This window comes from Vibrio sp. HM8-C, from assembly GCF_058630515.1.
Window position 1 is genome coordinate 24,247 of the sequence record NZ_JBMMKS010000015.1, and the last position, 24,772, is coordinate 49,018.

Below are 24,772 nucleotides of genomic sequence, written 5' to 3' on the forward strand. Positions count from 1 at the left end.
CTCTCAAATATTAAAAAGAAAAGTTTCTGTAAGCCCGGCTATCCCGCCGAGCCTGTAAAATCTTAAACTGCATACTAATATGGGGCATCGGATATTTATTTCAAGTTCTAAAATAAATAATTTTGCCTTTAGGGGAGGTAACTACTTTGCAGCTTGCATTGCTAACGCTGTATCCAACATTCGGTTAGCAAATCCCCATTCGTTATCACACCAAACAAGCATCTTAACGAGGTGCCCGTTACTCACTCGAGTTTGGCTTCCATCAACAATCGCACTATGTGGATCGTGATTAAAATCAATGGATACGAGCGGTGATTCAGTATAGTCAACAATGCCCTGTAATGTACACTGAGATGCCTCTATCATGGTTTGATTTACGTCATTAACTTTCACATTTGCGTTAATAGTGACACTCAAATCCATCGCCGTCACATTTACAGTCGGAACTCGTACCGAAATCGCTTCAAATTTGTTAGAAAATTTCGGAAATATCCTTTCTATCCCTTTATGTAATTTTGTATCAACGGGAATGATCGATTGGCTAGCGGATCGGGTACGACGTAAATCGCTATGATAAGCATCGATGACTTGCTGATCATTCATCGACGAGTGAATAGTAGTGATAGTGCCTGACTCAATACCAAAAGCCTCATCCAACACTTTAATGATTGGAACGATACAGTTCGTAGTACAGGATCCATTGGAAACAATATGATGCTGCGCGGTCAACGTTTCATGGTTCACACCGTAAATAATGGTGTTATCAAGATCGGCAGAGCCTGGGTGAGAAAACAGAACTTTCTTCGCACCAGCTGCAATATGTTGCTCCCCATCTGCTTTAGAGCCGTATACACCGGTACAATCTAAAACGATATCGACTTCGAGATCACGCCAAGGTAATAAATGAATGTCAGAAGAGTGAAGAATTCGAACACTATCAAACTCACCATTTTCATGATGGACATAGAGATGTTCTTGATCGTGAGAAATTTTCTTTCCAAAACGACCATGACTGGTGTCGTACTGTAATAAGTGCGCCATAGCCTCAGGCTGAGCTAATTCATTTACAGCAACCACTTTTATCTGCTGAGCTTTGCCACTTTCGTAAACAGCGCGCAAAACATTACGCCCTATTCGCCCGAATCCATTAATTGCGACTCTTAACATCCGTACTATCAACCGACTAAAAATTCGTGGCACAGATAGTAACCGATGACAGCTTAAAGCGCACCCTGAACAGAGGTGATCCAACCATTTATTTCACATCAAAAAAAACCCCGCACTGTGGCGGGGAGGTCTGTTCTTTATCGTATTTGATTAAACAAGTAGCTCGTTTGCTTTCTCAACTACGTTTTCAACTGTGAAGCCAAACATCTTGAACAGTTGATCTGCAGGTGCAGATTCACCGAATGTCGTCATACCGATGATTTTGCCGTTTAGGCCAACGTACTTGTACCAGTAATCCGCGATACCCGCTTCGATAGCGATACGCGCTGTTACGTCTGCTGGCAGAACTGCACTGCGGTAAGCTGCGTCTTGTTTATCAAATGCATCGGTTGATGGCATTGAAACAACACGTACTTGTTTACCTTCAGCAGTAAGTTGCTCAGCCGCTTTCACAGCCAAATCAACTTCAGAGCCTGTTGCAATCAGGATTAGCTCAGGTTTACCTGTACAATCTTTCAGGATGTAACCACCCTTAGCGATGTCAGCTACTTGCTCTGCGGAGCGTGGTTGCTGTGCCAGGTTTTGACGAGAGAAGATAAGCGCTGTTGGCGCGTCTTTACGCTCGATAGCCAGTTTCCAAGCCACTGCTGATTCAACTTGGTCACATGGACGCCATGTGCTCATGTTTGGAGTCAGACGTAGAGAAGCGGTTTGCTCAACCGGTTGGTGAGTTGGGCCATCTTCGCCAAGACCGATAGAGTCGTGCGTGTACACTTGGATGTTTTGCACTTTCATCAGTGCCGCCATACGCAGTGCGTTACGTGCGTATTCCATGAACATCAGGAAGGTTGCGCCGTAAGGAACGAAACCACCGTGTAGCGCGATACCGTTCATGATAGCCGTCATACCGAATTCACGAACACCGTAATGGATGTAGTTGCCTGATGCATCTTCTGGCGTGATTGACTTAGAGCCAGACCACATGGTTAGGTTTGAAGGTGCAAGGTCAGCCGAGCCGCCCATGAACTCAGGGAGCATTTTACCAAACGCTTCGAGTGCGTTTTGTGATGCTTTACGTGATGCAATGTTCGCTGGGTTTGCTTGAAGCTCAGCGATAACCGCGTTTGCTTTTTCTTCCCACTCAGCTGGAAGTTCGCCGTTCACACGACGTTTGAATTCTGCTGCTAGCTCTGGGTATGCCGCTGCGTACGCTGCGAATTTTTGATCCCATGCTGCTTCTTTCGCTGCGCCAGCTTCTTTTGCATCCCACTGCGCGTAAATATCTGCTGGGATTTCAAACGGTGCGTATTCCCAACCTAGGAATTCACGTGCTGCTTTGATTTCATCAGCGCCTAGTGGAGCACCGTGACAGTCGTGTGAGCCAGCTTTGTTTGGCGAACCAAAACCGATGATGGTTTTAGTACAGATTAGAGTTGGACGACCTGTTTCTGCTTTCGCTGCTTCAATCGCTGCGTTGATTGCGTCAGCATCGTGACCATCAACCGCAGGGATAACATGCCAGCCGTACGCTTCGAAACGTTTTGGTGTATCGTCAGCAAACCAACCTTCTACGTGACCATCGATAGAGATACCGTTGTCATCCCAGAATGCAATCAGTTTGCCCAGACCTAGTGTACCCGCAAGAGAACACGCCTCGTGCGAGATACCTTCCATCATACAGCCGTCGCCCATGAACGCGTATGTGAAGTGGTCAACGATGTCGTGGCCTTCTTTGTTGAACTGAGCAGCAAGCGCTTTCTCAGCCAACGCCATACCCACAGCGTTAGTGATACCTTGACCTAGTGGACCAGTCGTCGTTTCAACACCTGGCGCATAACCGTATTCTGGGTGACCTGGAGTTTTTGAGTGAAGCTGACGGAAGTTCTTTAAATCTTCCATTGAAAGCTCGTAACCAGAAAGGTGAAGCAGTGAGTAAATCAGCATCGAGCCATGACCGTTAGACAGAATGAAACGGTCGCGGTCAGCCCAGTTAGGGTTTTGAGGGTTATGGTTTAGGTGTGAACGCCAAAGTACTTCAGCGATATCCGCCATACCCATAGGTGCACCCGGGTGGCCAGAGTTAGCTTTTTGAACACCGTCCATACTCAGAGCACGGATTGCATTAGCCAATTGTTTGCGAGACGCCATGTCAGCTCCTGATTGATTTAAGCGAAGTAAAATAATCCCATCTATACTATGCGGTATTGTTACAAAGCACCTAAACCACTGCAATCGTTTACTTAGTTGTTCAAGTAATTTTTGTCGGTTACACACAGATGAACTTGCTTGTAAAGACAGTATGTAAGCAAACGTTTGGTTATATCTAAAAGTGAAAAAGAGCTTGTAATTTAAGCATAGAGAACTAAAATAGCCGTCTAGATGTAGAAACGCCTACATAATGAACTTTTTTCAAAGTAGTGAAAATAGTTTTTCCCTACTTTTTGACTACTTATATGGAGCTACCATGGCTAAACACCTGTTTACTTCTGAGTCGGTATCAGAAGGCCATCCAGATAAAATCGCAGACCAAATCTCAGATGCGGTTCTAGATGCTATTTTGGAACAAGACCCTAAAGCACGTGTTGCTTGTGAAACTTACGTAAAAACCGGCATGGTTATGGTTGGTGGTGAGATCACAACTTCAGCATGGGTTGATATTGAAGAACTAACTCGTGAGACTGTTCGTGAAATCGGTTATGTCCATTCAGATATGGGCTTCGATGCTAACTCATGTGCAGTTCTAAACACCATTGGTAAGCAGTCTCCAGACATCAACCAAGGTGTTGATAAAGCAGATCCTAAAGAGCAAGGCGCTGGTGACCAAGGTATCATGTTCGGTTACGCAACAAACGAAACTGACGTACTGATGCCAGCACCGATCACTTACTCTCACCTTCTAGTACAAAAGCAAGCTGAAGTTCGTAAGAACGGCACGCTTCCTTGGTTACGCCCTGATGCAAAATCTCAGGTAACGTTCCAATACGAACAAGGTAAGATCGTTGGTATCGATGCAGTTGTTCTTTCAACTCAACACTGTGATTCAATCTCTACTCCAGATCTGCGTGAAGCAGTAATGGAAGAGATCATCAAACCAGTGCTTCCAGCAGAATGGTTGAGCAAAGAAACTAAGTTCTTCATCAACCCAACTGGTCGTTTCGTAATCGGTGGCCCAATGGGTGACTGTGGTCTGACTGGTCGTAAAATCATCGTAGATACTTACGGCGGCGCAGCTCGTCACGGAGGTGGTGCATTCTCTGGTAAAGATCCATCAAAAGTTGACCGTTCAGCAGCATACGCAGCTCGTTACGTTGCAAAGAACATCGTAGCAGCAGGCATGGCTGATCGTTGTGAAATCCAACTTTCATACGCAATCGGTGTTGCTGATCCAACATCTATCATGGTTGAAACGTTCGGTACCGAGAAAGTATCTCACGACATCATCATCGAAGCCGTTCGTCAGTTCTTCGACCTACGTCCATACGGTCTGCAAGAGATGTTGAACCTACTTCAGCCTATCTACAAGAAAACAGCAGCTTACGGTCACTTCGGTCGTGAAGAATTCCCTTGGGAAGCAACTGACAAAGTTGAATTACTACGCGATTTCGCAAACCTTAAGTAATTCAAAACAAGTAGTTCAAAACGCTTTACTGACAAGCCCTCGCCATCTGGCGGGGGCTTTTGTTTTTGTGCACTTTCAAAATCTCGCCTGATTAAAATTCCACCAGCACATTTGTAATTTTCAGCCTTATCAACAATAGTTAACAAAGTAACAGTTAATAAAATGTTACAAAACTAACGAGTATTTTGTGCTCGAACAAAACCGAACTTTCTTATTCACTGCCATATTGTTTTGGGAGGATTTATGCCTCGTACAGTAGACCCTTCTGACTTCAAGCAAAAAGACAAAGAAGTCAGCCATCAAGAATATGCTCGCACGCTGCCTTGCAACAAAGTGGAAGTTTCTGCACCCTTACACTGGCTTGCTCTTGGTTTGCACGATTTTATTCGACTACCTTTAATCAGCGCATTTTATGGGCTTTGCTTTATGGCTGCTGCTGTTGGTATCGTTCTGCTCATTCAATGGCAAGGCACTCATCTTGTCGTCATGCCAGCTCTAGTGGTTTATATGTTAATAGGTCCCTTCCTAGCGCTCGGACTCTACGATGCATCTTGGCAAAGAGAAAGAGGCAGAGACTCAGGCTTAATGCACTCCATGAAAGCCATTACTCGAAATAGCACTTCACAATGGATGTTTGCCGTTGTTCTAGCTGTAGCAATGATATTTTGGATGAGAATTGCAGCGCTGTTACACGCACTTTATCCATCGGTTCAAGGCGCTCCGTTGACCGACTTTCTCCCCTTCTTAGTCATCGGCTCACTGATTGGTTTCATCATAGCGTGCGTTATTTTCAGCATCTCCGCGTTCTCTATTCCATTGATGATGGAGAGACGTGTTGATGTGATGACGGCTATATTCAGTAGCTTTAATGCAGTGAAATCGAATATCCCAGCGATGATTGTTTGGGCTGCAATCATCTGTGGAGGCATTTTAATCGGCTTCGCAACTTACGGGATTGGAATGTTGTTTACCATGCCAATACTCGGATATGCCACATGGCATGGTTACCAAGCAACGATTAAGAAAAAACATCAACCATAGGGTCTCCTCCTTCTCTTTATCGCTATTTGTATTTTCTTAATAAGGCTCAGAACACAACTCAGTGATAAAAAGAGGTTTGATGTTATAATTTCCCCGCTAATACCGAACTAGATATGTATTAGTGGGGAATTTTTTGGAGCCAGCTTTGACCGATTTTCAACTGCAGTACCAAGCATTATCACAAGTGAAGAAGTGCATAGATACTGCCTCTCAATATTTCAAACGCCAATTTGAACTACCAGAAATCAGCTATCGACTCAGAGGTAAGGCGGCAGGTAAAGCTTATCTGCAACTGTGGGAAATTCGCTTAAACCCCGTTTTATTCAAAGAAAACCAGCAAGCTTTTCTCAATGAAGTGATTCCCCACGAAATCGCCCACCTCATTACCTATGCCATTTACGGTCGTGTAAAACCACATGGTATCGAATGGCAAGCCGTGATGAATCGAGTATTCAATTTGCCAGCGGAAACCACACATAAAATGTCGGTTGAATCCGTACAAGGAAAAACATTCGCTTATCAGTGCGCTTGTAATCAGTATCCACTCTCCGTGCGCCGTCATAACAAAGTACTGCGTAAGCAAGCGACCTACCGTTGCCAGCAGTGCAAACAAACTCTGACTTACACTGGAATTCAACTGACTGGGTAACCATCACCCTAGCAGACAAATCACCTTCGCAAACAAAATAACTGTGAGTGACGTTAATATTTCCTTAGAAATTAACGTTGTATTTATCAACTAGCTTTCAAATTAGAGAATGTTAGACTGTAAAAAACAATAAAATACAGTCCAACATATGTTTAATTTTCGCTTTCTGCTTAGCTGTAGCTTGATCTTAGCTACCTTCCCTTCTCTGGCTGATTTTCCTAGTTCGTTTTCTCAAGCCAAAAACGAAGCAATGAAAATCTATAAAGATCACCCAAAGTCTTTTTACTGTGGCTGTGATATTTCATGGCAAGGCAAGAAAGGCATTCCAGACTTAGAAGGCTGCGGATATCAAGTTCGCAAACAACAAATCCGAGCTAGCCGCATAGAATGGGAGCATGTTGTGCCAGCTTGGCAATTCGGACACCAACGTCAATGCTGGCAAGAAGGTGGACGCAAACTCTGTAGCAACAGTGATGAGGTTTTTCGCCGCATGGAGGCAGACCTTCACAACCTGACGCCAGCAATTGGTGAAGTCAACGGCGACAGATCCAACTTCAATTTTAGCCAGTGGAACGGCACATCTGGTGCTACTTATGGGCAATGTGAAATGCAGGTCGATTTCAAACAGCGTAGCGCAATGCCACCAGCCAGAGCCAGAGGTGCAATTGCTCGCACATACTTGTATATGAGTAACGAACACGGTTTTAAATTATCCTCGGCTCAAACCAAGCTGATGCATGCATGGAACAAAACCTATCCTGTCGATGAATGGGAATGTGAACGCGAAAGGCGAATTTTCAAAGTCCAAGGTAATCGCAATCCTTTCGTTTTTGAGCAGTGCCAAAAATAAAAAATAATCCATCCAACTCAACGGATATATGAGGGGGATTCACATTCCCCCCTTGTTTTTTCAGCACAAAGCATCCATGTTAGATGCGAGATATCCCACGCTATTGAATAGCAATACTCAAGCTACTTAAAGTAGGAAGAGTATATTTTGATTAGGAAACAACACATGCGCATTCCCCGTGTCTATCATCCGCAGCCCATTACTCAGTTGGGCAACATTAACCTCGACGATGATGCAGCAAACCACATTGGTCGAGTACTGCGTATGAAAGAAGGACAAGAAATCCTTCTGTTTGATGGTAGCGGTGCAGAATTTCCAGCAGTCATTAGTGAAAGTGGTAAAAAGCACGTCACCGTTGAAGTGACGAAGCGAGTAGAAAACAGTAGCGAATCACCGCTTGATTTGCATTTAGGACAAGTGATTTCACGTGGCGACAAAATGGAATTCACTATTCAGAAATCGGTGGAATTAGGCGTCAACACCATTACTCCACTACTGTCTGAACGCTGTGGTATTAAGCTGGATGAGAAACGTTTCGAGAAAAAGCTTCAGCAATGGCAAAAAATCGCCATCAGTGCTTGTGAACAATGCGGACGCAATGTCGTTCCAGAAATTCGCCCTGTGATGGAATTAGAACAGTGGTGTGCTGAGCCAAGTGACGCATTGAAGCTGAACCTACATCCTCGTGCTCAATACTCAATTAACACTCTTCCAGAACCTGTTACTAAAGTTCGCTTATTAATTGGTCCTGAAGGTGGTCTTTCTGAAAAAGAAATCGATATGACCACCAAATACAACTTTGAAGAAACGTTGCTTGGGCCTCGTGTCCTGCGTACAGAAACCGCAGCGTTAACCGCAATTACAGCCTTACAAGTTCGTTTTGGCGATCTTGGATAACGGAGAATTCCAATGATTAAACTCGGCATCGTAATGGATCCAATTTCATCCATTAATATCAAGAAAGATTCTAGCTTCGCGATGATGTTAGAAGCGCAGCGTCGCGGCTATGAAATTCATTATATGGAGATGAATGATCTACACTTAGATCAAGGTGTGGCTGTCGCTGATACAAAAATCGTCACACTGAAAGAAGATCCAAAGGGTTGGTACGAGTTCAAATCAGAGCAAACTATTAAGTTATCTGAGTTAGACGCTGTGTTAATGCGTAAAGATCCTCCTTTCGACACCGAGTACATTTACGCAACCTACATCCTAGAGCGTGCAGAAGATGAAGGTACGCTGATCGTCAACAAGCCACAAAGTCTACGTGACTGTAACGAAAAACTGTTTACTGCTTGGTTCCCAGAACTAACACCAACCACTATCGTGACCCGTAAAGCAGAAAAAATTAAGCAATTCAGAGAGCAGCATGGCGATGTGATTTTAAAACCACTTGATGGCATGGGTGGTGCATCTATTTTCCGAGTGAAAGAAGGTGATCCAAACGTCTCTGTGATTATCGAAACGCTAACCAATCACGGTCAAAATTACTGTATGGCGCAAACCTTCGTTCCAGATATTAGTAATGGTGACAAGCGTATTCTAGTGGTTGATGGTGAACCAATGCCTTACTGCTTAGCTCGTATCCCTGCTAAAGGGGAAACGCGTGGTAACTTGGCAGCAGGTGGTCGTGGTGAACCTCGTCCACTAAGTGAAACCGATAAGAAAATTGCACTTGCAGTTGCACCAACACTAAAAGAAAAAGGTCTAATTTTTGTAGGACTTGATGTGATTGGAGATAAACTGACTGAAATTAACGTAACCAGCCCAACTTGTATTCGTGAAATCGAGGCAGCTTACGATATCTCTATCACTGGCAAGTTAATGGATGCCATTGAGACGCGCATTAAAGCAATGGCGATGTGATACCAATCTTTGAGGTTGGAGATACTATGAATCTTACTAATCATTTTCTCGTTGCTATGCCGAGCATGAAAGACCCTTACTTCAAACACAGTGTTATTTACATCTGTGAGCACAATGAAGAAGGCGCGATGGGGCTAATCATCAATTCACCGATTGATATTACGGTCGGCAAAATGTTGAAGCAGGTGGATGTGGAGCCTGCTTATCCTCAATCGCAAAGTAAAAGTCTTACGGAGCCGGTTTTCAACGGTGGTCCTGTGTCTGAAGATCGCGGGTTTATTCTGCACAGACCGAAAGATCACTATGAATCGAGTATTCGCATGACCGATGATATCGCGGTAACGACGTCCAAAGATATCCTCAGTGTTTTGGGTACAGATGCCGAACCTAAAGGCTATCTGGTTGCACTTGGCTACTCTGGCTGGGAAGCGGGTCAATTGGAAAGTGAGCTGTCAGATAACTCATGGCTCACCATAGAAGCAGACTCGGATTTGATTTTTAATACTCCAACCCGAGATAAATGGAACAAAGCCATCCAGAAGCTAGGAATAGACCCCGTTCAGTTATCTGGTGAAGCCGGTCACGCTTAACACAATCCAAAGCGCTCAATATTAATTGAGCGCTTCTGTTTTTAGCCAAACATCGTTTTTATATAAAGAGTTTTACATGTCTCGAACTATTATGGCTTTCGACTACGGAACCAAAAGTATTGGTAGCGCCATTGGTCAGGAAATCACAGGTACAGCCTCACCGCTCAAAGCATTTAAAGCCAATGATGGTATTCCAAATTGGGATGACATCGAAAAGCAATTGAAAGAGTGGAAACCAGACCTTGTGGTTGTGGGTTTACCTACTGACTTACATGGCAAAGATTTAGAAACCATTACCCCAAGAGCCAAAAAATTTGCTCAGCGCCTTCATGGGCGTTTTGGTGTTCAAGTTGAACTGCATGATGAGCGATTATCAACTGCAGAGGCGCGAGCTGAACTTTTTTCTATGGGTGGCTATAAGGCGTTAAGCAAAGGCAACATTGACTGCCAGTCAGCGGTGATTATCTTAGAAAGCTGGTTTGAAAACCAGTGGGGTGAATAAAACCCGACGCTGACAGCAGAGACAAAAAGACAGCAGAGACAAAAAACGCGCTTTATCAGCGCGTTTTTTATTGTCATCTCTAAACCACCGCCTTGGGCGGTGGTGATTGAACCTTGGGGCTATTGCCCGAAGGAATGCCCATGTTAGAAGTAAGCCTCTTATTCACCACAAGTAAGAGGAAACAAAAAACATGGGCGACTATAGAAGTTCATCACATGTGTATTGGCGTTGTAAATACCACATAGTTTGGACACCGAAATACAGATTTAAAATCTTGAAAGGGAATGTAGGTAAGGAGCTTTATCGCTCAATCTATATTTTGTGCAATATGAAAGATTGTGAAGTCTTGGAGCTAAATATCCAACCAGACCACGTTCATTTAGTTGTGATAGTTCCACCTAGTATCGATATCAACGTTGATGGGGATATTGAAAGGGCGTTCAGCAATCCGCTTGTTTAATAAATACCCACATATAAGAAAGAAACTTTGGGGGAATCATTTTTGGGCAAGAGGGTACTTTGTTGATACGGTCGGTGTAAATGAAGAAATTATCAGGCGATACGTAAAACACCAAGACAAGAAAGATCAAGAACATGAGGCGCAGTTAGAGTTGAAGATGAACTAACAGCGTAGGTATGCCCCCTTTAAGGGGGCTGTAAGCCAAAGCCGCCTTCTAAGAAGGCGGATTTTTACTAGTTCATATCGATTTTTACATTCGCGAGAGAGCTTGAGCTTGGAGCATCTCCACGCTGAGTTTTAAGCATCATGCGTAAGTCATTGGCTGAGTCAGCACTGTGCATTGCATCTTGCTCAGTGATCTTATCTTCCACCAGCAATTGATATAACGCTTGATCGAAGGTCTGCATGCCAATCTCTTTGGACTTCGCCATCGTCGATTTCAACTCATGCAACTCTCCTTTGCGAATCAAATCTGAAACGCGAGGTGAATTGAGTAAAATCTCAAACACACCGTGACGACCTTTACCATTTTTATCGCGAATAAGCTGCTGACCAACTACACCTCGTAAGTTCATCGACAAATCAAACAAAAATTGCTCTTTTTGTTCTTTAGGCACAAGGTGCAATATGCGTTCTAATGCTTGGTTGGCGTTGTTGGCATGCAATGTTGCCATACACAAATGCCCAGTTTCAGCAAAGGTCATCGCATATTCCATGGTCTCACGACTACGGATTTCGCCAATCAAAATCATGTCTGGCGCTTGGCGTAGAGAATTCTTCAGTGCTACCTCGTAGCTCTCAGTATCCAAACCCACTTCACGCTGGGTGACGATGCATTTTTGATGCTCATGAACAAATTCAATCGGGTCTTCAACCGATAAGATATGCCCTGTGCGATGACGGTTACGATACCCTGTCATTGCAGCCATGGTGGTGGATTTACCTGAACCTGTCGCGCCCACGACCAGCACTAAGCCTCGTTTAGCAATCGAGAGATCCTGCAAAACAGCAGGCAGATTGAGTTCTTCAAATGTCGGAATCTGCGTTTCGATGCGTCGAATCACAGCGCCCGGTAACTCACGCTGGAAAAAGGCACTCACCCTGAAACGTCCGTTCCCTCGTACGATGGCAAAGTTCGCTTCGTGTGATGCGTTAAACTCAGACTTACGCTCTTCATCCATCATTTCGTGCAATAAAGAAAGCACCTCTTGCTGTGAAAGCTTCTCGCCTTGCGGACGCATCTCACCATCGACGCGCAATAATACTGGAGCGCCTACGGTGATATACAAATCTGACGCTTTTAGCGAGGTCATCGCTTCAAGGTAGAGATTCAATTCCATTTCATTCGCTCTTAAAAGGTAGAGATTTCAGACTCAATCTTCTTCTGCACTTCAGCCGGATCCACTAAGCCTTGAGCAATCAGCTGCTTGGAGTTTTGATCCATAGTCTGCATTCCGTGAGCAGCACCAGTTTGGATGATCGAATACATCTGCGCCACTTTATCCTCACGGATCAAATTACGAATTGCAGGTGTTGCCAACATGATCTCATGACAAGCAACTCGTCCACCACCAGCACGTTTTAGCAGTTTCTGAGCAATCACCGCGCGTAATGATTCAGACAACATAGAGCGCACCATATCTTTATCGTTGCCCGGAAACACATCAATAATACGGTCAATGGTTTTTGCCGCAGAACTGGTATGCAGTGTACCGAAGACTAGGTGTCCTGTTTCCGCAGCCGTTAATGCTAGGCTAATGGTCTCTTGGTCACGCAGCTCACCGACCAGAATCACGTCAGGGTCTTCACGCAGTGCAGAACGCAGTGCATTCTTGAAACTGTGCGTATCGCGGTGAACTTCACGCTGGTTGATCAGACACTTGTCGTTGCTGTGAACGAACTCGATTGGATCTTCAATGGTAAGAATATGCTTATTGTGATTCTTGTTGATGTAATCAACCATCGCTGCCAAGGTGGTTGATTTACCAGAACCCGTAGGTCCAGTCACCAGAACTAGACCTTTTTCATAGTTGGCAATTTTGCTGAAAATCTCTGGCGCATCTAACTGGTCAAGAGTGGGAATGACTGTTGGGATAGTACGAAACACCGCAGAGCAGCCACGAGCCTGATGGAAAGCGTTGACACGGAATCGTCCAACATCCGGCAGCTCAAACGAAAAATCCACTTCGAGTTTCTCTTCAAACTCACTGCGCTGAGCATCATTCATCACTTCGAACACTAGGCGATGAACATCCGCATGAGTAAAAGCAGGCACGCCAAGCTTTCTTACTTCGCCATCTATCCGTACCATAGGAGGAACACCTGCAGAAAGATGTAGATCTGACGCATTATGCTTTACACTAAAATCCAGTAACTCAGCGATATTCATTTATTTATTTTCCTTAGGGTCTGTGGACCAAATAAAGTCAGGCTATGAGTAGTATTCAACAAAATATCAAAGATATCATTTCACAAATTGAGAGCGCACAACAAAAGTGTGGACGTACTCCAGACTCAGTGCAACTTCTCGCGGTGAGTAAAACCAAACCTGTCGAGGCAGTTCTAGAAGCGGCACAAGCCGGACAACGCAGTTTTGGTGAAAATTATGTGCAAGAAGGTGTCGAAAAGGTTCAGTATTTTCAACAGAATCACCCTGAACTTAAGCTAGAATGGCACTTCATTGGACCGCTGCAATCAAACAAAACTCGTCTTATTGCTGAAAACTTCGATTGGATGCATACCATTGACCGATCAAAAATCGCTCAACGCCTCAGTGAACAAAGACCACCGAATCTACCGCCATTACAAGTATTGATTCAGGTTAACACCAGCGGCGAAGCATCCAAATCAGGCATTTCCGAAAATGAAGTATTTGAACTGGCTGAATTGATTTCTGGCTTACCAAACCTCATGTTAAGAGGATTGATGTCGATTCCTGAGAATGTCTCAGATTACGAATCCCAACTCGCTGCGTTTAAGAAACTAGCGGATTTGAAGAGCAAATTGGCTGATAAATTCCCGAGTATCGATACCCTATCTATGGGGATGAGCGGTGATATGGAAGCCGCGATTGCAGCTGGCAGCACCATAGTTCGTATCGGTACAGCTGTATTTGGTCAGCGTGACTACAGTCATTAAGAAAGATAGTCATTAACAAAAATGACTATCGCTGACAAAAAATCTAACACTAAAAATTTTGGATAGAAGAGCAGACATGGAACAAAGAACAATCGCGTTTATTGGTGCGGGTAATATGGCTCATGCGATTATCGCAGGTCTAGTGGCAAGCGGTTACGATGCAAAGAAGATCATCGCAACAGCGCCTTCAGAGACTCGTCGTAAACCACTGGAAGAGAAATACGGTATTCGTACCACCAGCGATAACCTTGCTGCAGCCCATGAAGCCGATGTGGTTGTTATGGCGGTAAAACCACAGCTAATGGCTGAAGTATGTGCGCCTCTACAAGCTGTCGACTATTCAAACAAGCTAGTGATCTCAATTGCTGCTGGCATTTCAGTGGCTCGCTTCAACGAAATGCTGGCAACCGAACTACAACTGGTTCGCGTGATGCCAAATACACCTTCGTTAGTGAACAAAGGTATGGCTGGACTTTATGCAGCTAATTCTGTTTCTCAGCAAGACAAAGATTTCACTTCAGAGCTGATGTCGGCTGTTGGTGAAGTTTGCTGGGTAGAACAAGAGTCTGGTATCAACAGTGTCATTGCTGCGGCAGGTAGTGCTCCAGCGTATTTCTTCCTTTTCATGCAAGCCATGCAAGAAGAAGCAATGGCACAAGGGTTCGATGAACAAACAGCGCGCCTGCTTGTCCAACAAGCGGCTCTTGGCGCTGCAGAAATGGTTCAAGCTAACCCTGACGTCTCGCTGGCAACATTGCGTGAACAAGTGACATCTAAAGGCGGTACAACGGCTGAAGCTATTCGTACATTCAATGAAAGTCATCTCTCAGAGATTGTTGCTAAGGCGATGCAAGCTGCAGTAGCAAGAGCCGAAGAGATGGAAAAACTATTTTAATTAGCGAAACACCCAAACAACTCAAACTAAGGGCTCTCTATGAATTCTATGAGTTTTCTAATCTCCACTGTGTTCGACCTGTACATCATGGTCGTGATTCTACGTATCTGGCTACAAGCGGCACGTGCAGATTTTTACAACCCATTTTCTCAATTTATCGTCAAGGCAACTCAACCGGTAGTAGCACCACTGCGTCGTGTTATTCCATCTTTGGGCAGCATTGATTTAGCAACGGTTCTTTTTGCTTACGTATTGTGCGTAGTGAAGTTCGTTGCCCTAATTCTTATCGCTTCTAAAGGTTCGGTAAGCTTTAGCACCGATTTCCTATTCCTAGGTCTGCTATCACTAGTGAAAGCTGCCGGTGGTTTACTGTTCTGGGTACTGTTGCTGCGCGCAATCCTAAGCTGGATTAGCCAAGGTCGTAGCCCGATTGAATACGTATTCCATCAATTAACAGAGCCAATGCTTGCACCGATTCGTCGTATTCTGCCAGCACTAGGTGGCATTGATTTAAGTGTATTGGTTCTATTCATTGTGCTGCAATTCGCTAACTTCCTGATGGGCGATATCATTGGTCCTATCTGGCATCAACTATAATGAAAGCAGCTTGGTTTGATGGCGAAGACTTGATTCTTAGGCTCTATATCCAGCCTAAAGCAAGTCGTGACAGCATTGTTGGTCTACACGGCGGGGAGATAAAAATAGCGATCACCGCGCCACCTGTAGACGGCAAAGCCAATGCCCATCTCACCAAATATTTAGCCAAACAATGCAAAGTGGCTAAAGGGCTGATAGCAATAGAAAAAGGCGAACTTGGTAGGCATAAGCAAATCAGAATTATTGCGCCTGCCGAGATACCTCAAGAAATTCAAGCCATTATTCAATAACGACACTTTCATTCCCCACTTATGTGGGGAATGTTTTTAGCTAGCATTATTTTTATAGCTAAGTGTTCATAACGAAGGAAATGATCATGCGCCAATGGATGATAGCCCTACTACTGACATTTATCGCTCTGCCAAGCTCAGCAGAACAATTTCAGAACATCAAAGATGTTGAAGTACACTACTCTGCGTTTAATTCAACGTTTTTAACACCGCAGGTAGCTCGCAGCTACAAACTCACTCGCAATGGTTATTCTGCGATTTTGAATATCAGCGTGTTGGATAACTCAGCGCTTGGCAAACCAGCGGTTGAAGCAAAAGTTTCAGGAAATGTAAGAAGCTTGCTAGGTAACATTCGAAACTTGGATTTTAGTGAAATTAAAGAAGGCGAAGCCATCTACTACTTAGCTGAATTTCCGATTAACAACGAAGAAGATTTGATATTTGATATCGACGTTAATGCTGGCAATAAAGGCGCAGGCAAAGTTAAATTCACCCAAAAATTTTATGTTGAAGAATGACGCATATTAAGGCTCGTTCTTTGGCAATAATGACGTCGAACATAGAGATAACAGAAAATGAAAAAGATTGTATTAGCGACCGGCAACCAAGGTAAAGTTCGCGAGATGGCTGACCTATTGGCGGACTTCGGCTTCGACGTAGTAGCTCAAAGCGAATTCAACGTTTCGGAAGTAGCCGAAACAGGCACCACTTTCATTGAAAATGCCATCATCAAAGCGCGCCATGCAGCAAAAGAGACTGGTTTGCCCGCGATTGCGGATGATTCTGGCTTAGAGGTCGACTATCTAAAAGGCGCACCGGGTATCTATTCAGCGCGTTACGCTGGCGAAGGTGCATCTGACCAACAGAACCTAGAAAAACTGCTTAACGCAATGCAGGGCGTTCCAGAAGAGCTGCGTACCGCTCGTTTCCACTGCGTGTTGGTTCTGATGCGCCACGAAAACGACCCTACTCCGATTGTCTGCCACGGCAAATGGGAAGGTCGTATTTTAGAGCGAGCACACGGCACTAATGGCTTTGGCTATGACCCAATTTTCTTTGTGCCACAAGAGAACTGTGCATCAGCAGAGTTAGAACCTGCACGTAAGAAGCAGCTTTCTCACCGAGCTAAAGCTCTACAAAAGCTTTTCCAAGCGATTAAAGAGCAACATTAATGTTAACACCGCCTGATCTTAGCCTTTATGTACACATCCCTTGGTGCGTACAAAAATGCCCATATTGTGATTTCAACTCTCACGCACTAAAAGCTGAGATCCCAGAAGATCACTACATTGATGCTTTGCTTGAAGATCTTGATACCGATATTGAACGTTATCAACTTGCTGACGATCCACGCCAACTGCACTCGATCTTTATCGGTGGTGGCACTCCAAGCTTGATCTCTGCCGAGGGGATCAAGCGCTTATTGCAAGGTATTGAAGAGCGAATAGCGTTTAAACCGAATATTGAAATTACCATGGAAGCCAATCCGGGCACGATTGAAGCTGAACGTTTTGCTGGTTACAGAAAAGCGGGGGTCACTCGTATCTCGATAGGCGTGCAAAGCTTCGCGCCTGAAAAGCTGCAACGTCTTGGTCGAATACACGGTAAAGATGAGGCTCTGCGAGCAGCAAATCTGGCTCATACCATTGGGCTAACGAGCTTTAACTTAGATTTGATGCATGGTTTACCTGATCAAACCATTGAAGAAGCGTTAGCCGATCTCGATCAAGCTATCGCGTTAAATCCGCCGCACCTATCTTGGTATCAGTTGACGATTGAACCTAACACCATGTTTTACTTCAAACCACCGACGTTGCCCGATGACGATGCATTGTGGGACATTTTTGAATTAGGACATAAGAAGCTCACCGAAGCCGGTTACGTGCAATATGAGATATCTGGCTACAGCAAGCCCGGTTATCAGTGCCAGCACAACCTGAACTACTGGCGATTTGGCGATTATCTCGGTATTGGTTGTGGCTCTCACGGCAAGCTTAGCTTTAGTGATGGACGCATTGTTCGCACAACCAAAGTTAAGCACCCGAAAGGTTATCTAGCGGCATACCAGAACCTGACTAAACCATACTTGGATTCAGAGCAGCTAGTGGCTGATGAAGATCGTCCATTTGAGTTCTTTATGAACCGCTTTAGATTGATGGAGCCTTGCCCGAAAGCAGATTTTGGTGCGACGACAGGCTTAGATCTCGACATCATTGAACCAACGATCAATTGGGCGTTGGAATTAGGATATTTAAGTGAAGATGCAACGCACTGGCAGATCACAGAAAAAGGTAAATTGTTCCTCAATGATCTGCTTGAAGCATTTATGGCGGAAGAAGACTAATTCGCCATTGAAGTGAACAGGTCGGTATCCAAACTTTGCCAAATATGCAATGCAAAGTAAGAACGATAAGGTGTGACTGTCGACAGAATCTCTTGTCCACTCACACCTTCTTTTTCTGCAACCAAATCAAGACCTCTGGCTAATGCCACATCTCCTCTTGACCAAACATCTGGCAATCCAAAAAAGAAAATCGCTGTCATCTCTGCCGTCCAGGGGCCAATCCCCCAAAGCTGAGTCAGTGTTTTAACCATCTCTGATTCCGGCATTGTGGCGAGTACCTCAGGAACAATCACTCTCTGCTCAAGAGCTTCTCTCACACCGCAGATTGTTTTTATTTTCGCATTCGACAATCCACATCCCCGAAGCACTTCGCGGTTCGACTCAACAAATAAATCCAACAGCTGCTGATCGACGGTTAACAACGCTTCGACACGCTGCCATATCGTTCGAGCTGCGGTATTAGAGAGTTGTTGCCCCGCTACAGAGCGAGCTAAATAAGGGAAGAAATTCTCTTCACCTTGCAGAGAGAGTTGTTGAATACCGTTGGCGTGGAGTAACTGTTGTAGGTAAGGAAGAGCCTTTGTTTGTTCAAGTAAAGCTTTATGAATCGCTTGTGACATCTTCCTTTCCTCACGTCTCGTTAAAAGATAGAACGACCAATACGTTGCGCTAACAGTTCAAGAGCACGAGTCCCTGCCAGCGAGTTACCAGAAGCATCCAGCTCTGGAGACCATACCGCGATCGTCATCTCACCCGGAACTATGGCGACAATACCACCGCCAACGCCTGATTTACCCGGCATCCCTACTCGGTAAGCAAACTCCCCAGCGCCATCATACAGACCACATGTTGCCAGTAACGCATTTACTTGTTTACTTTGAATTGGCGTTATCACTTCTTCTCCGGTATGAACGGAAACACCTTTATTGGCAAGATAGCTGAAGGTTTTTGCCAGTTCAACACAGCTCATTTTTAATGCACAAGCGTGGAAGTAGTTATTCAATACGGGCAATACATCATTATGGAAGTTACCAAATGAACGCATCAGGTAAGCAATTGCAGCATTGCGGTCACTGTGCATCATTTCTGAAGCGGCAACCACCTTATCGTAGACGATCTGTGGCTCGCCACTTAGCTGACGGGCAAATTCAAGTAAACGTTGGCGAGGTGCAGACAAACGACTACTAAGCATATCTGCAACCACAATAGCTCCAGCATTGATGAAGGGGTTGCGCGGGATACCCTGCTCAACTTCCAACTGAATCAACGAATTAAATGCCTGACCAGAAGGTTCTTTACCAACACGGCGCCATATTTCTTCAGGCTGATAAAGCCCCATTGCCAATGTCAGACTCAGTGCTTTAGAAATAGACTGAATGGAGAATCCCTCTTCGGCATCTCCGGCGGTAAACACTTCGCCTTGGTTGGTGTAAACCGCAATACCTAATTTGCTGTTCGGTACTTTTGCCAATGCTGGGATGTAATCAGCGACTTTTCCTTGTCCAATCAAAGGGCGAACGTCATCCAATATGCTCGCAAGTATTTCTGAAGTCGGTTTCATCATGTCACTTACTTGTGTCAACACGCTTTATCAAAAGTTAAAGGTCAAAAAAAGCCAACATTGCAGCAATGTTGGCATTTTGAAAATTCATTCTTTGGAACAAAAATCAGCTCACGCGCTTGTATTTTATATCCCAAACTCCGTGACCAAGGCGATGACCACGCTGTTCAAACTTAGTCAGTGGACGCTCATCTGGGCGTGGAATGTAATCACCATCTTGTGCGATGTTCGCAAAACCCGGTGCTTGATTCATGATTTCAATCATGTGCTCAGCATAGTTTTCCCAGTCAGTTGCCATATGGAAGATACCTTCATCCACAATCAGCTTTTGGCGAACCATTTCAGCAAACTCTAGTTGAACAATACGACGTTTGTGGTGACGTTTCTTGTGCCAAGGATCTGGGAAAAATAGTTGTAATGTGTGCAGGCTGTTGTCAGGAATCATGTGCGCGAATACTTCTACAGCGTCGTGACACATAACACGCAGGTTAGTTACACCCGCTTCACGAGCAGCAGACAAACAAGCACCAACACCTGGGCTATGCACTTCAATACCAATAAAGTTTTTCTCTGGAGCATTCTTTGCCATTTCAACCAAAGACGCACCCATGCCGAAACCGATCTCTAAAACCACTGGGTTGTTGTTGCCAAATACTTGATTCCAATCGAGTAAGCTCGCTTGATATTCGATACCCATAGTTGGCCAGCATTCTTTCATCGCTGTTTCTTGGCCTTTAGTTAGACGACCTTCACGACGAACAAAACTGCGAATTCGACGAACGATTTTGCCATCTTCTGTGAACTCGTTAGTGGTTACTTCACTCATTGATATTGCCTGTATAAAATTTAGTCTTGAGTTTGAGGGCTGTGATTATCCAAAGAATTACTTTAGGTGCAAGTATTATTGTTGGTCAAATCAACACAAATACCCGTAGTTTTTGTCTGTTTTACATCCTGACCAATCTGTGGTGCAATTTTGCCTCATTATTTTAATTAATATAGATGAGTAAAGTCGTGACTCCTTTTGCTAAGGCAATTCTCACTTGGTATGACAGCTACGGGCGTAAAAATCTGCCATGGCAGCAAAATAAAACCGCATATAGCGTCTGGCTGTCGGAAATCATGCTCCAACAGACGCAAGTAGCCACCGTTATTCCCTATTACGAGCGCTTTATGCAGCGTTTTCCAACGGTGACTGACCTTGCTAACGCTGAGCAAGATGAAGTTCTCCATTATTGGACGGGGCTAGGTTATTACGCTCGCGCTCGTAACTTGCATAAAGCAGCAAAAACAGTTGCACAGCAATATAACGGTGAGTTCCCAACGGATATTGAAGATATGAATGCACTACCCGGTGTTGGGCGTTCTACCGCCGCAGCCGTGCTTTCTTCTGTCCATAAACAGCCACATGCGATTTTAGACGGTAACGTTAAACGAACATTAGCTCGCAGCTTTGCCATTGATGGATGGCCGGGGAAAAAAACGGTTGAAAACCAACTTTGGCAATATGCAGAAATGCATACTCCAAAGGAAGATGTCGACAAATACAATCAAGCCATGATGGATATGGGGGCGATGATTTGCACCCGTTCAAAACCCAAATGTAGCCTGTGCCCTGTTGAAGAATTTTGCCTAGCAAAACAACAAGGTAATCCATTGGATTATCCGGGTAAGAAGCCCAAAACAACCAAACCAGAAAAAGAAACCTGGTTTGTGATTCTGCGTCACGGAGATGATGTTTGGCTTGAACAACGTCCACAAAGTGGCATTTGGGGGGGACTGTTTTGCTTTCCCGAAAATGGCGACTCTAAGATTGAAACTGTTTTAGATAAACGTGCTATTCACGACAAGCAAGTGCTGGCTAAGAAGCAACTTATCGCTTTTCGTCACACGTTTAGCCATTACCATCTCGATATCACGCCAGTTTTGCTGGAACTGTCCACCAAACCAGACATGGTAATGGAAGCAAACAAAGGTCTTTGGTATAACTTAAACAAACCTGAAGAAGTTGGCTTAGCTGCCCCAGTAAAACAATTACTGCAAAGCCTTCTGTATGAGATTTAATTAAGAGGAAATCCTTATGAGCCGCACGGTATTTTGTGCTCGACTAGAAAAAGAAGCTGATGGTTTGGATTTTCAGCTTTACCCAGGTGAACTCGGTAAACGTATTTTCGACAACATTTCTAAGGAAGCTTGGGGTCAATGGCAAGCCAAGCAAACCATGTTGATCAACGAGAAGAAACTCAACATGATGGATCCTGAGCATCGTAAACTTCTGGAACAAGAGATGGTGAATTTCTTGTTTGAAGGTAAAGAGGTGCACATCGAAGGCTACACTCCACCTAGCCAGTAAGAAATCAAGTCCAAAGTAGATAAAGAAAAACCCTATTTTATCGAAGGAAAATAAATGACATCATTGGCGAGAGTCTATGAACTCAAGTTGTGATGTCATTTTTATTTGAGCCTATCACGTTGATTAATTTCACCTTGAAGGCTGTTTTGAGGAGCGCATGAGAAAGTTTGCATACTGTATGATTGCCCTAACGCTAGTTGGATGCAGCCGTGAATTCGTTGAAAGCATTTACGATGTGAACTACGAACCAACAAACCGTTTCGCAAAAAATCTAGCCCAACTTCCGGGGCAATTTGAAAAAGATACAGCAGCACTTGATGCTCTCATTAATAGTTTCTCCGGCAATATTGAAAAGCGCTGGGGTAGCCGTGAAATAAAAGTTGCAGGCAAAAGCAACTACGTAAAATACATTGATAACTATCTAAGCCGCGCTGAAGTAAACTTCCAAGAAGGTAAAATCATCGTCGAAACGGTTTCTCCTACCGATCCTGAAGGTCATTTAAAAAGAGCGATTGTCACTACTTTACTCACACCAGACGATCCTATGAGCGTTGACCTTTTTTCCTCTCAAGAGATTGAATTAAAAGGACAACCCTTTCTCTACAACCAAGTACTCGATCAAGATAAGCAGCCCATTCAATGGGGCTGGCGTGCAAATCGTTTCGCTGATTATCTGATTGCCAATCAGGTCAAAGTCAAACAAGTGGATTTCAAAAAAGCCTATTACGTTGAAATTCCGATGGTAGAAGATCAAATTCAGATCCGTAGTTATCAATACGCGAGCATCGTACAAAAGGCGTCGCGCAAATATAACATCCCAGAGGATCTGATTTACGCCATCATCAAAACAGAGAGCAGTTTTAACCCTTATGCGGTCAGTTGGGCGAATGCATATGGCTTGATGCAGGTCGTGCCTAAAACAGCTGGTCGTGACGTGTATAAGCTAGTGAAAAACAAATCCGGTCAGCCAACCCCTGAGTATTTGTTTAATCCAGAAAACAACATTGATACTGGAACCGCCTATTTCCATATCCTGAAAACTCGTTATCTAAAAGATGTGCGTAACCCCACATCTCTCGAATACAGTATGATTTCAGCCTACAACGGTGGTACGGGAGGCGTACTAAATACCTTTAGCAAGGATAGAAAACGAGCAATGTCTGACCTTAACTCATTACAACCAAATCAAGTTTATTGGGCTCTCACCAAAAAACATCCAAATTCTGAATCACGTCGTTACCTAGAAAAAGTGACGAAATATAAGAAAGAATTCAACGCACAGTGATAAAAAACGCGCAATCAGCTCAAAACATCAGCAAACAACACGATTTTTAATTTTTTTATAAAAAACTGGTTGACGCCGAGAGGGAAAATCCGTTTAATAGCGCTCCGTTGCCCGGATAGCTCAGTCGGTAGAGCAGAGGATTGAAAATCCTCGTGTCGGTGGTTCGATTCCGCCTCCGGGCACCACAATTTGATTGTTGGTGTCTAAGACATCAATGTGCATATAAGAATATTAGTGTGCCGACTTAGCTCAGTAGGTAGAGCAACTGACTTGTAATCAGTAGGTCACCAGTTCGATTCCGGTAGTCGGCACCATTCTTTTGCCTCGATAGCTCAGTCGGTAGAGCAGAGGATTGAAAATCCTCGTGTCGGTGGTTCGATTCCGCCTCGAGGCACCATTATTTGGTGCAGTTGTTTCTTTCATTAGGAATTACACACAAATAATTCCCCCTTAGTTCAGTCGGTAGAACGGCGGACTGTTAATCCGTATGTCGCAAGTTCAAGTCTTGCAGGGGGAGCCACTTTTAAAGCCAAGTCGAAAGACTTGGCTTTTTTCATATCTGAATCCAAAAAAATCTCACATTAAAAAACTATTATTTAAACCATTCTTTCGTTATGTGTTTTGCTGATTTCAATTAACAGTCAGCCCCCCCTTCTGCTTCTCATTTTTAAGAACAAACCACCTAAAGAAACATAAATAGCATCGACAGTTTTTAAAGCTTTATGGCCAGAATTAGACTCAAATGTCAGGTTTAACTCACTAGCAATACCTCTTTATTAACAGAAAACCCCGCTATTTCTTAACGAAAATGGGCAAAAACAAGTCACTAAGTATAGAAAAGCAACAAACGACATTTTTTTTGCAATTTAGTGTTGACGTTAAATGCGAAAAACCTTTTAATACACCCCGTTGCCTCGATAGCTCAGTCGGTAGAGCAGAGGATTGAAAATCCTCGTGTCGGTGGTTCGATTCCGCCTCGAGGCACCATATTTAAGTTGTTGGTGTTTAGAACGAGCAACAGAAAGAAAATTTGGGCCGACTTAGCTCAGTAGGTAGAGCAACTGACTTGTAATCAGTAGGTCACCAGTTCGATTCCGGTAGTCGGCACCATTCTTTCAAACTTATCACCTCGATAGGTAAAAAAACAATTCCCCCTTAGTTCAGTCGGTAGAACGGCGGACTGTTAATCCGTATGTCGCAAGTTCAAGTCTTGCAGGGGGAGCCACTTTCATTGATGAGTATATTTATACTTGTTGATAAAGCCGACTTAGCTCAGTAGGTAGAGCAACTGACTTGTAATCAGTAGGTCACCAGTTCGATTCCGGTAGTCGGCACCATTATTAAAAAGATGTCTTTCTAAGATATGTAAAAGCAATTCCCCCTTAGTTCAGTCGGTAGAACGGCGGACTGTTAATCCGTATGTCGCAAGTTCAAGTCTTGCAGGGGGAGCCACTTTTGAAGCCAAGTCGAAGACTTGGCTTTTTTTCTATCTGTCACAAATATCTTTCAAACAGAAACTGTGTACATAAAAAAGGGCAAGCCTTGCTTACCCTTACAAATCACAT

At 44.1% G+C, this 24,772-nt stretch carries 25 protein-coding genes, 9 tRNA genes and 1 pseudogene; 28 read left to right on the forward strand and 7 right to left on the reverse strand.

Translation table 11 applies throughout. The features are described 5' to 3' along the window. Positions 1–141 precede the first annotated feature (141 nt). On the reverse strand, positions 142–1,167 hold the full coding sequence (gene epd / locus ACOSVQ_RS16120; protein ID WP_491983521.1) for an erythrose-4-phosphate dehydrogenase: 1,026 nt from the start codon (positions 1,165–1,167) through the stop codon (positions 142–144). A 150-nt stretch (positions 1,168–1,317) separates the two neighbouring features. Beyond that, the gene (gene tkt / locus ACOSVQ_RS16125) at positions 1,318–3,315 is read right to left on the reverse strand and encodes a transketolase (protein WP_491983522.1); all 1,998 of its coding nucleotides are present in this window, start codon (positions 3,313–3,315) and stop codon (positions 1,318–1,320) included. Positions 3,316–3,631: 316 nt separating this feature from the next. Here tkt and metK point away from each other — a divergent pair, with 316 nt between their 5' ends. The 9 genes and pseudogenes from metK (at position 3,632) to tnpA (ending at position 10,910) form a co-directional block, all read left to right on the forward strand. Further along, positions 3,632–4,786 (forward strand): methionine adenosyltransferase, encoded by a 1,155-nt coding sequence (gene metK / locus ACOSVQ_RS16130; protein WP_491983523.1) that lies wholly within the window; start codon positions 3,632–3,634, stop codon positions 4,784–4,786. Positions 4,787–5,029: 243 nt separating this feature from the next. Further along, complete coding sequence (locus tag ACOSVQ_RS16135) at positions 5,030–5,827, forward strand: DUF2189 domain-containing protein (RefSeq protein ID WP_491983524.1); 798 nt, start codon at positions 5,030–5,032, stop codon at positions 5,825–5,827. A 145-nt stretch (positions 5,828–5,972) separates the two neighbouring features. Then, positions 5,973–6,476 carry a SprT family zinc-dependent metalloprotease gene (locus tag ACOSVQ_RS16140; protein ID WP_491983525.1) on the forward strand — a complete coding sequence of 168 codons (504 nt, stop codon included), beginning with the start codon at positions 5,973–5,975 and terminating at the stop codon, positions 6,474–6,476. Between the two features lie 148 nt (positions 6,477–6,624). Then, positions 6,625–7,326, forward strand: a complete 702-nt coding sequence (locus tag ACOSVQ_RS16145; protein WP_491983526.1) for an endonuclease — start codon at positions 6,625–6,627, stop codon at positions 7,324–7,326. A 165-nt stretch (positions 7,327–7,491) separates the two neighbouring features. After that, a complete protein-coding gene (gene rsmE / locus ACOSVQ_RS16150) occupies positions 7,492–8,223 on the forward strand; it encodes a 16S rRNA (uracil(1498)-N(3))-methyltransferase (RefSeq protein ID WP_491983527.1) in 732 nt (243 codons plus the stop codon). Between the two features lie 12 nt (positions 8,224–8,235). Beyond that, positions 8,236–9,192 (forward strand): glutathione synthase, encoded by a 957-nt coding sequence (gene gshB / locus ACOSVQ_RS16155; protein WP_165312334.1) that lies wholly within the window; start codon positions 8,236–8,238, stop codon positions 9,190–9,192. A 26-nt stretch (positions 9,193–9,218) separates the two neighbouring features. Further along, the gene (locus ACOSVQ_RS16160; RefSeq protein ID WP_491983528.1) at positions 9,219–9,782 is read left to right on the forward strand and encodes a YqgE/AlgH family protein; all 564 of its coding nucleotides are present in this window, start codon (positions 9,219–9,221) and stop codon (positions 9,780–9,782) included. 76 nt (positions 9,783–9,858) lie between these two features. After that, positions 9,859–10,284, forward strand: a complete 426-nt coding sequence (ruvX, locus tag ACOSVQ_RS16165) for a Holliday junction resolvase RuvX (protein WP_102942714.1) — start codon at positions 9,859–9,861, stop codon at positions 10,282–10,284. 190 nt (positions 10,285–10,474) lie between these two features. Beyond that, positions 10,475–10,910 (forward strand): annotated as a pseudogene (tnpA, locus tag ACOSVQ_RS16170) (IS200/IS605 family transposase). 67 nt (positions 10,911–10,977) lie between these two features. On the opposite strand, the gene ACOSVQ_RS16175 reads toward tnpA, so the two are convergent. After that, the gene (locus ACOSVQ_RS16175) at positions 10,978–12,084 is read right to left on the reverse strand and encodes a PilT/PilU family type 4a pilus ATPase (protein ID WP_491983529.1); all 1,107 of its coding nucleotides are present in this window, start codon (positions 12,082–12,084) and stop codon (positions 10,978–10,980) included. An 11-nt stretch (positions 12,085–12,095) separates the two neighbouring features. After that, positions 12,096–13,133: a type IV pilus twitching motility protein PilT gene (locus ACOSVQ_RS16180; protein ID WP_491983530.1), complete on the reverse strand. Its 1,038-nt coding sequence runs from the start codon at positions 13,131–13,133 to the stop codon at positions 12,096–12,098. 44 nt (positions 13,134–13,177) lie between these two features. Between ACOSVQ_RS16180 and ACOSVQ_RS16185 the strand changes: the two genes are divergently transcribed. From ACOSVQ_RS16185 to hemW, 7 genes are all read left to right on the forward strand, one after another. Then, positions 13,178–13,882, forward strand: coding sequence for a YggS family pyridoxal phosphate-dependent enzyme (locus tag ACOSVQ_RS16185; RefSeq protein ID WP_491983531.1), 705 nt, complete (start codon positions 13,178–13,180; stop codon positions 13,880–13,882). A 76-nt stretch (positions 13,883–13,958) separates the two neighbouring features. After that, a complete protein-coding gene (gene proC, locus ACOSVQ_RS16190) occupies positions 13,959–14,777 on the forward strand; it encodes a pyrroline-5-carboxylate reductase (RefSeq protein WP_491983532.1) in 819 nt (272 codons plus the stop codon). Between the two features lie 39 nt (positions 14,778–14,816). After that, the gene (locus ACOSVQ_RS16195; RefSeq protein WP_491983533.1) at positions 14,817–15,374 is read left to right on the forward strand and encodes a YggT family protein; all 558 of its coding nucleotides are present in this window, start codon (positions 14,817–14,819) and stop codon (positions 15,372–15,374) included. Beyond that, entirely contained in the window at positions 15,371–15,664 is a 294-nt protein-coding gene (gene yggU / locus ACOSVQ_RS16200; RefSeq protein ID WP_491983593.1) for a DUF167 family protein YggU, read from the forward strand. Before ACOSVQ_RS16195 ends, yggU begins: the two co-directional genes overlap by 4 nt. An 86-nt stretch (positions 15,665–15,750) precedes the next feature. Beyond that, positions 15,751–16,182 (forward strand): DUF4426 domain-containing protein, encoded by a 432-nt coding sequence (locus tag ACOSVQ_RS16205; RefSeq protein WP_491983534.1) that lies wholly within the window; start codon positions 15,751–15,753, stop codon positions 16,180–16,182. A gap of 57 nt (positions 16,183–16,239) precedes the next feature. Further along, the gene (locus ACOSVQ_RS16210; RefSeq protein ID WP_491983535.1) at positions 16,240–16,836 is read left to right on the forward strand and encodes an XTP/dITP diphosphatase; all 597 of its coding nucleotides are present in this window, start codon (positions 16,240–16,242) and stop codon (positions 16,834–16,836) included. After that, positions 16,836–18,008, forward strand: a complete 1,173-nt coding sequence (gene hemW / locus ACOSVQ_RS16215) for a radical SAM family heme chaperone HemW (protein WP_491983536.1) — start codon at positions 16,836–16,838, stop codon at positions 18,006–18,008. The genes ACOSVQ_RS16210 and hemW overlap by 1 nt, the downstream gene beginning before the upstream one ends. On the opposite strand, the gene ACOSVQ_RS16220 is transcribed toward hemW, so the two are convergent. The 3 genes from ACOSVQ_RS16220 to trmB all read right to left on the reverse strand — a co-directional run bounded on the left by ACOSVQ_RS16220 (position 18,005) and on the right by trmB (position 20,395). Then, positions 18,005–18,628, reverse strand: coding sequence for a DNA-3-methyladenine glycosylase family protein (locus ACOSVQ_RS16220; RefSeq protein WP_491983537.1), 624 nt, complete (start codon positions 18,626–18,628; stop codon positions 18,005–18,007). The two genes, hemW and ACOSVQ_RS16220, sit on opposite strands and share 4 nt — an antisense overlap. A gap of 20 nt (positions 18,629–18,648) precedes the next feature. Next, positions 18,649–19,569 (reverse strand): glutaminase B, encoded by a 921-nt coding sequence (gene glsB / locus ACOSVQ_RS16225; RefSeq protein ID WP_491983594.1) that lies wholly within the window; start codon positions 19,567–19,569, stop codon positions 18,649–18,651. 106 nt (positions 19,570–19,675) lie between these two features. Further along, positions 19,676–20,395: a tRNA (guanosine(46)-N7)-methyltransferase TrmB gene (gene trmB, locus ACOSVQ_RS16230; RefSeq protein WP_491983538.1), complete on the reverse strand. Its 720-nt coding sequence runs from the start codon at positions 20,393–20,395 to the stop codon at positions 19,676–19,678. 188 nt (positions 20,396–20,583) lie between these two features. Here trmB and mutY point away from each other — a divergent pair, with 188 nt between their 5' ends. The 12 genes from mutY to ACOSVQ_RS16290 all read left to right on the forward strand — a co-directional run bounded on the left by mutY (position 20,584) and on the right by ACOSVQ_RS16290 (position 24,659). Then, a complete protein-coding gene (gene mutY, locus ACOSVQ_RS16235; protein WP_491983595.1) occupies positions 20,584–21,633 on the forward strand; it encodes an A/G-specific adenine glycosylase in 1,050 nt (349 codons plus the stop codon). A 16-nt stretch (positions 21,634–21,649) separates the two neighbouring features. After that, positions 21,650–21,922: an oxidative damage protection protein gene (locus tag ACOSVQ_RS16240; protein ID WP_491983539.1), complete on the forward strand. Its 273-nt coding sequence runs from the start codon at positions 21,650–21,652 to the stop codon at positions 21,920–21,922. A gap of 157 nt (positions 21,923–22,079) precedes the next feature. Further along, positions 22,080–23,207 carry a membrane-bound lytic murein transglycosylase MltC gene (gene mltC, locus ACOSVQ_RS16245; RefSeq protein ID WP_491983540.1) on the forward strand — a complete coding sequence of 376 codons (1,128 nt, stop codon included), beginning with the start codon at positions 22,080–22,082 and terminating at the stop codon, positions 23,205–23,207. 109 nt (positions 23,208–23,316) lie between these two features. After that, positions 23,317–23,392: transfer RNA gene (locus tag ACOSVQ_RS16250), tRNA-Phe, on the forward strand. 53 nt (positions 23,393–23,445) lie between these two features. Next, positions 23,446–23,521: transfer RNA gene (locus ACOSVQ_RS16255), tRNA-Thr, on the forward strand. A gap of 7 nt (positions 23,522–23,528) precedes the next feature. Further along, positions 23,529–23,604: transfer RNA gene (locus ACOSVQ_RS16260), tRNA-Phe, on the forward strand. 47 nt (positions 23,605–23,651) lie between these two features. Beyond that, positions 23,652–23,727, forward strand: a tRNA-Asn gene (locus tag ACOSVQ_RS16265). 391 nt (positions 23,728–24,118) lie between these two features. Continuing rightward, positions 24,119–24,194 (forward strand) — tRNA-Phe (locus ACOSVQ_RS16270). A 47-nt stretch (positions 24,195–24,241) separates the two neighbouring features. Further along, positions 24,242–24,317 (forward strand) — tRNA-Thr (locus ACOSVQ_RS16275). Between the two features lie 39 nt (positions 24,318–24,356). Next, a tRNA-Asn gene (locus ACOSVQ_RS16280) sits at positions 24,357–24,432 on the forward strand. A 36-nt stretch (positions 24,433–24,468) separates the two neighbouring features. Beyond that, a tRNA-Thr gene (locus tag ACOSVQ_RS16285) sits at positions 24,469–24,544 on the forward strand. 39 nt (positions 24,545–24,583) lie between these two features. After that, positions 24,584–24,659: transfer RNA gene (locus tag ACOSVQ_RS16290), tRNA-Asn, on the forward strand. Positions 24,660–24,772 lie beyond the last annotated feature (113 nt).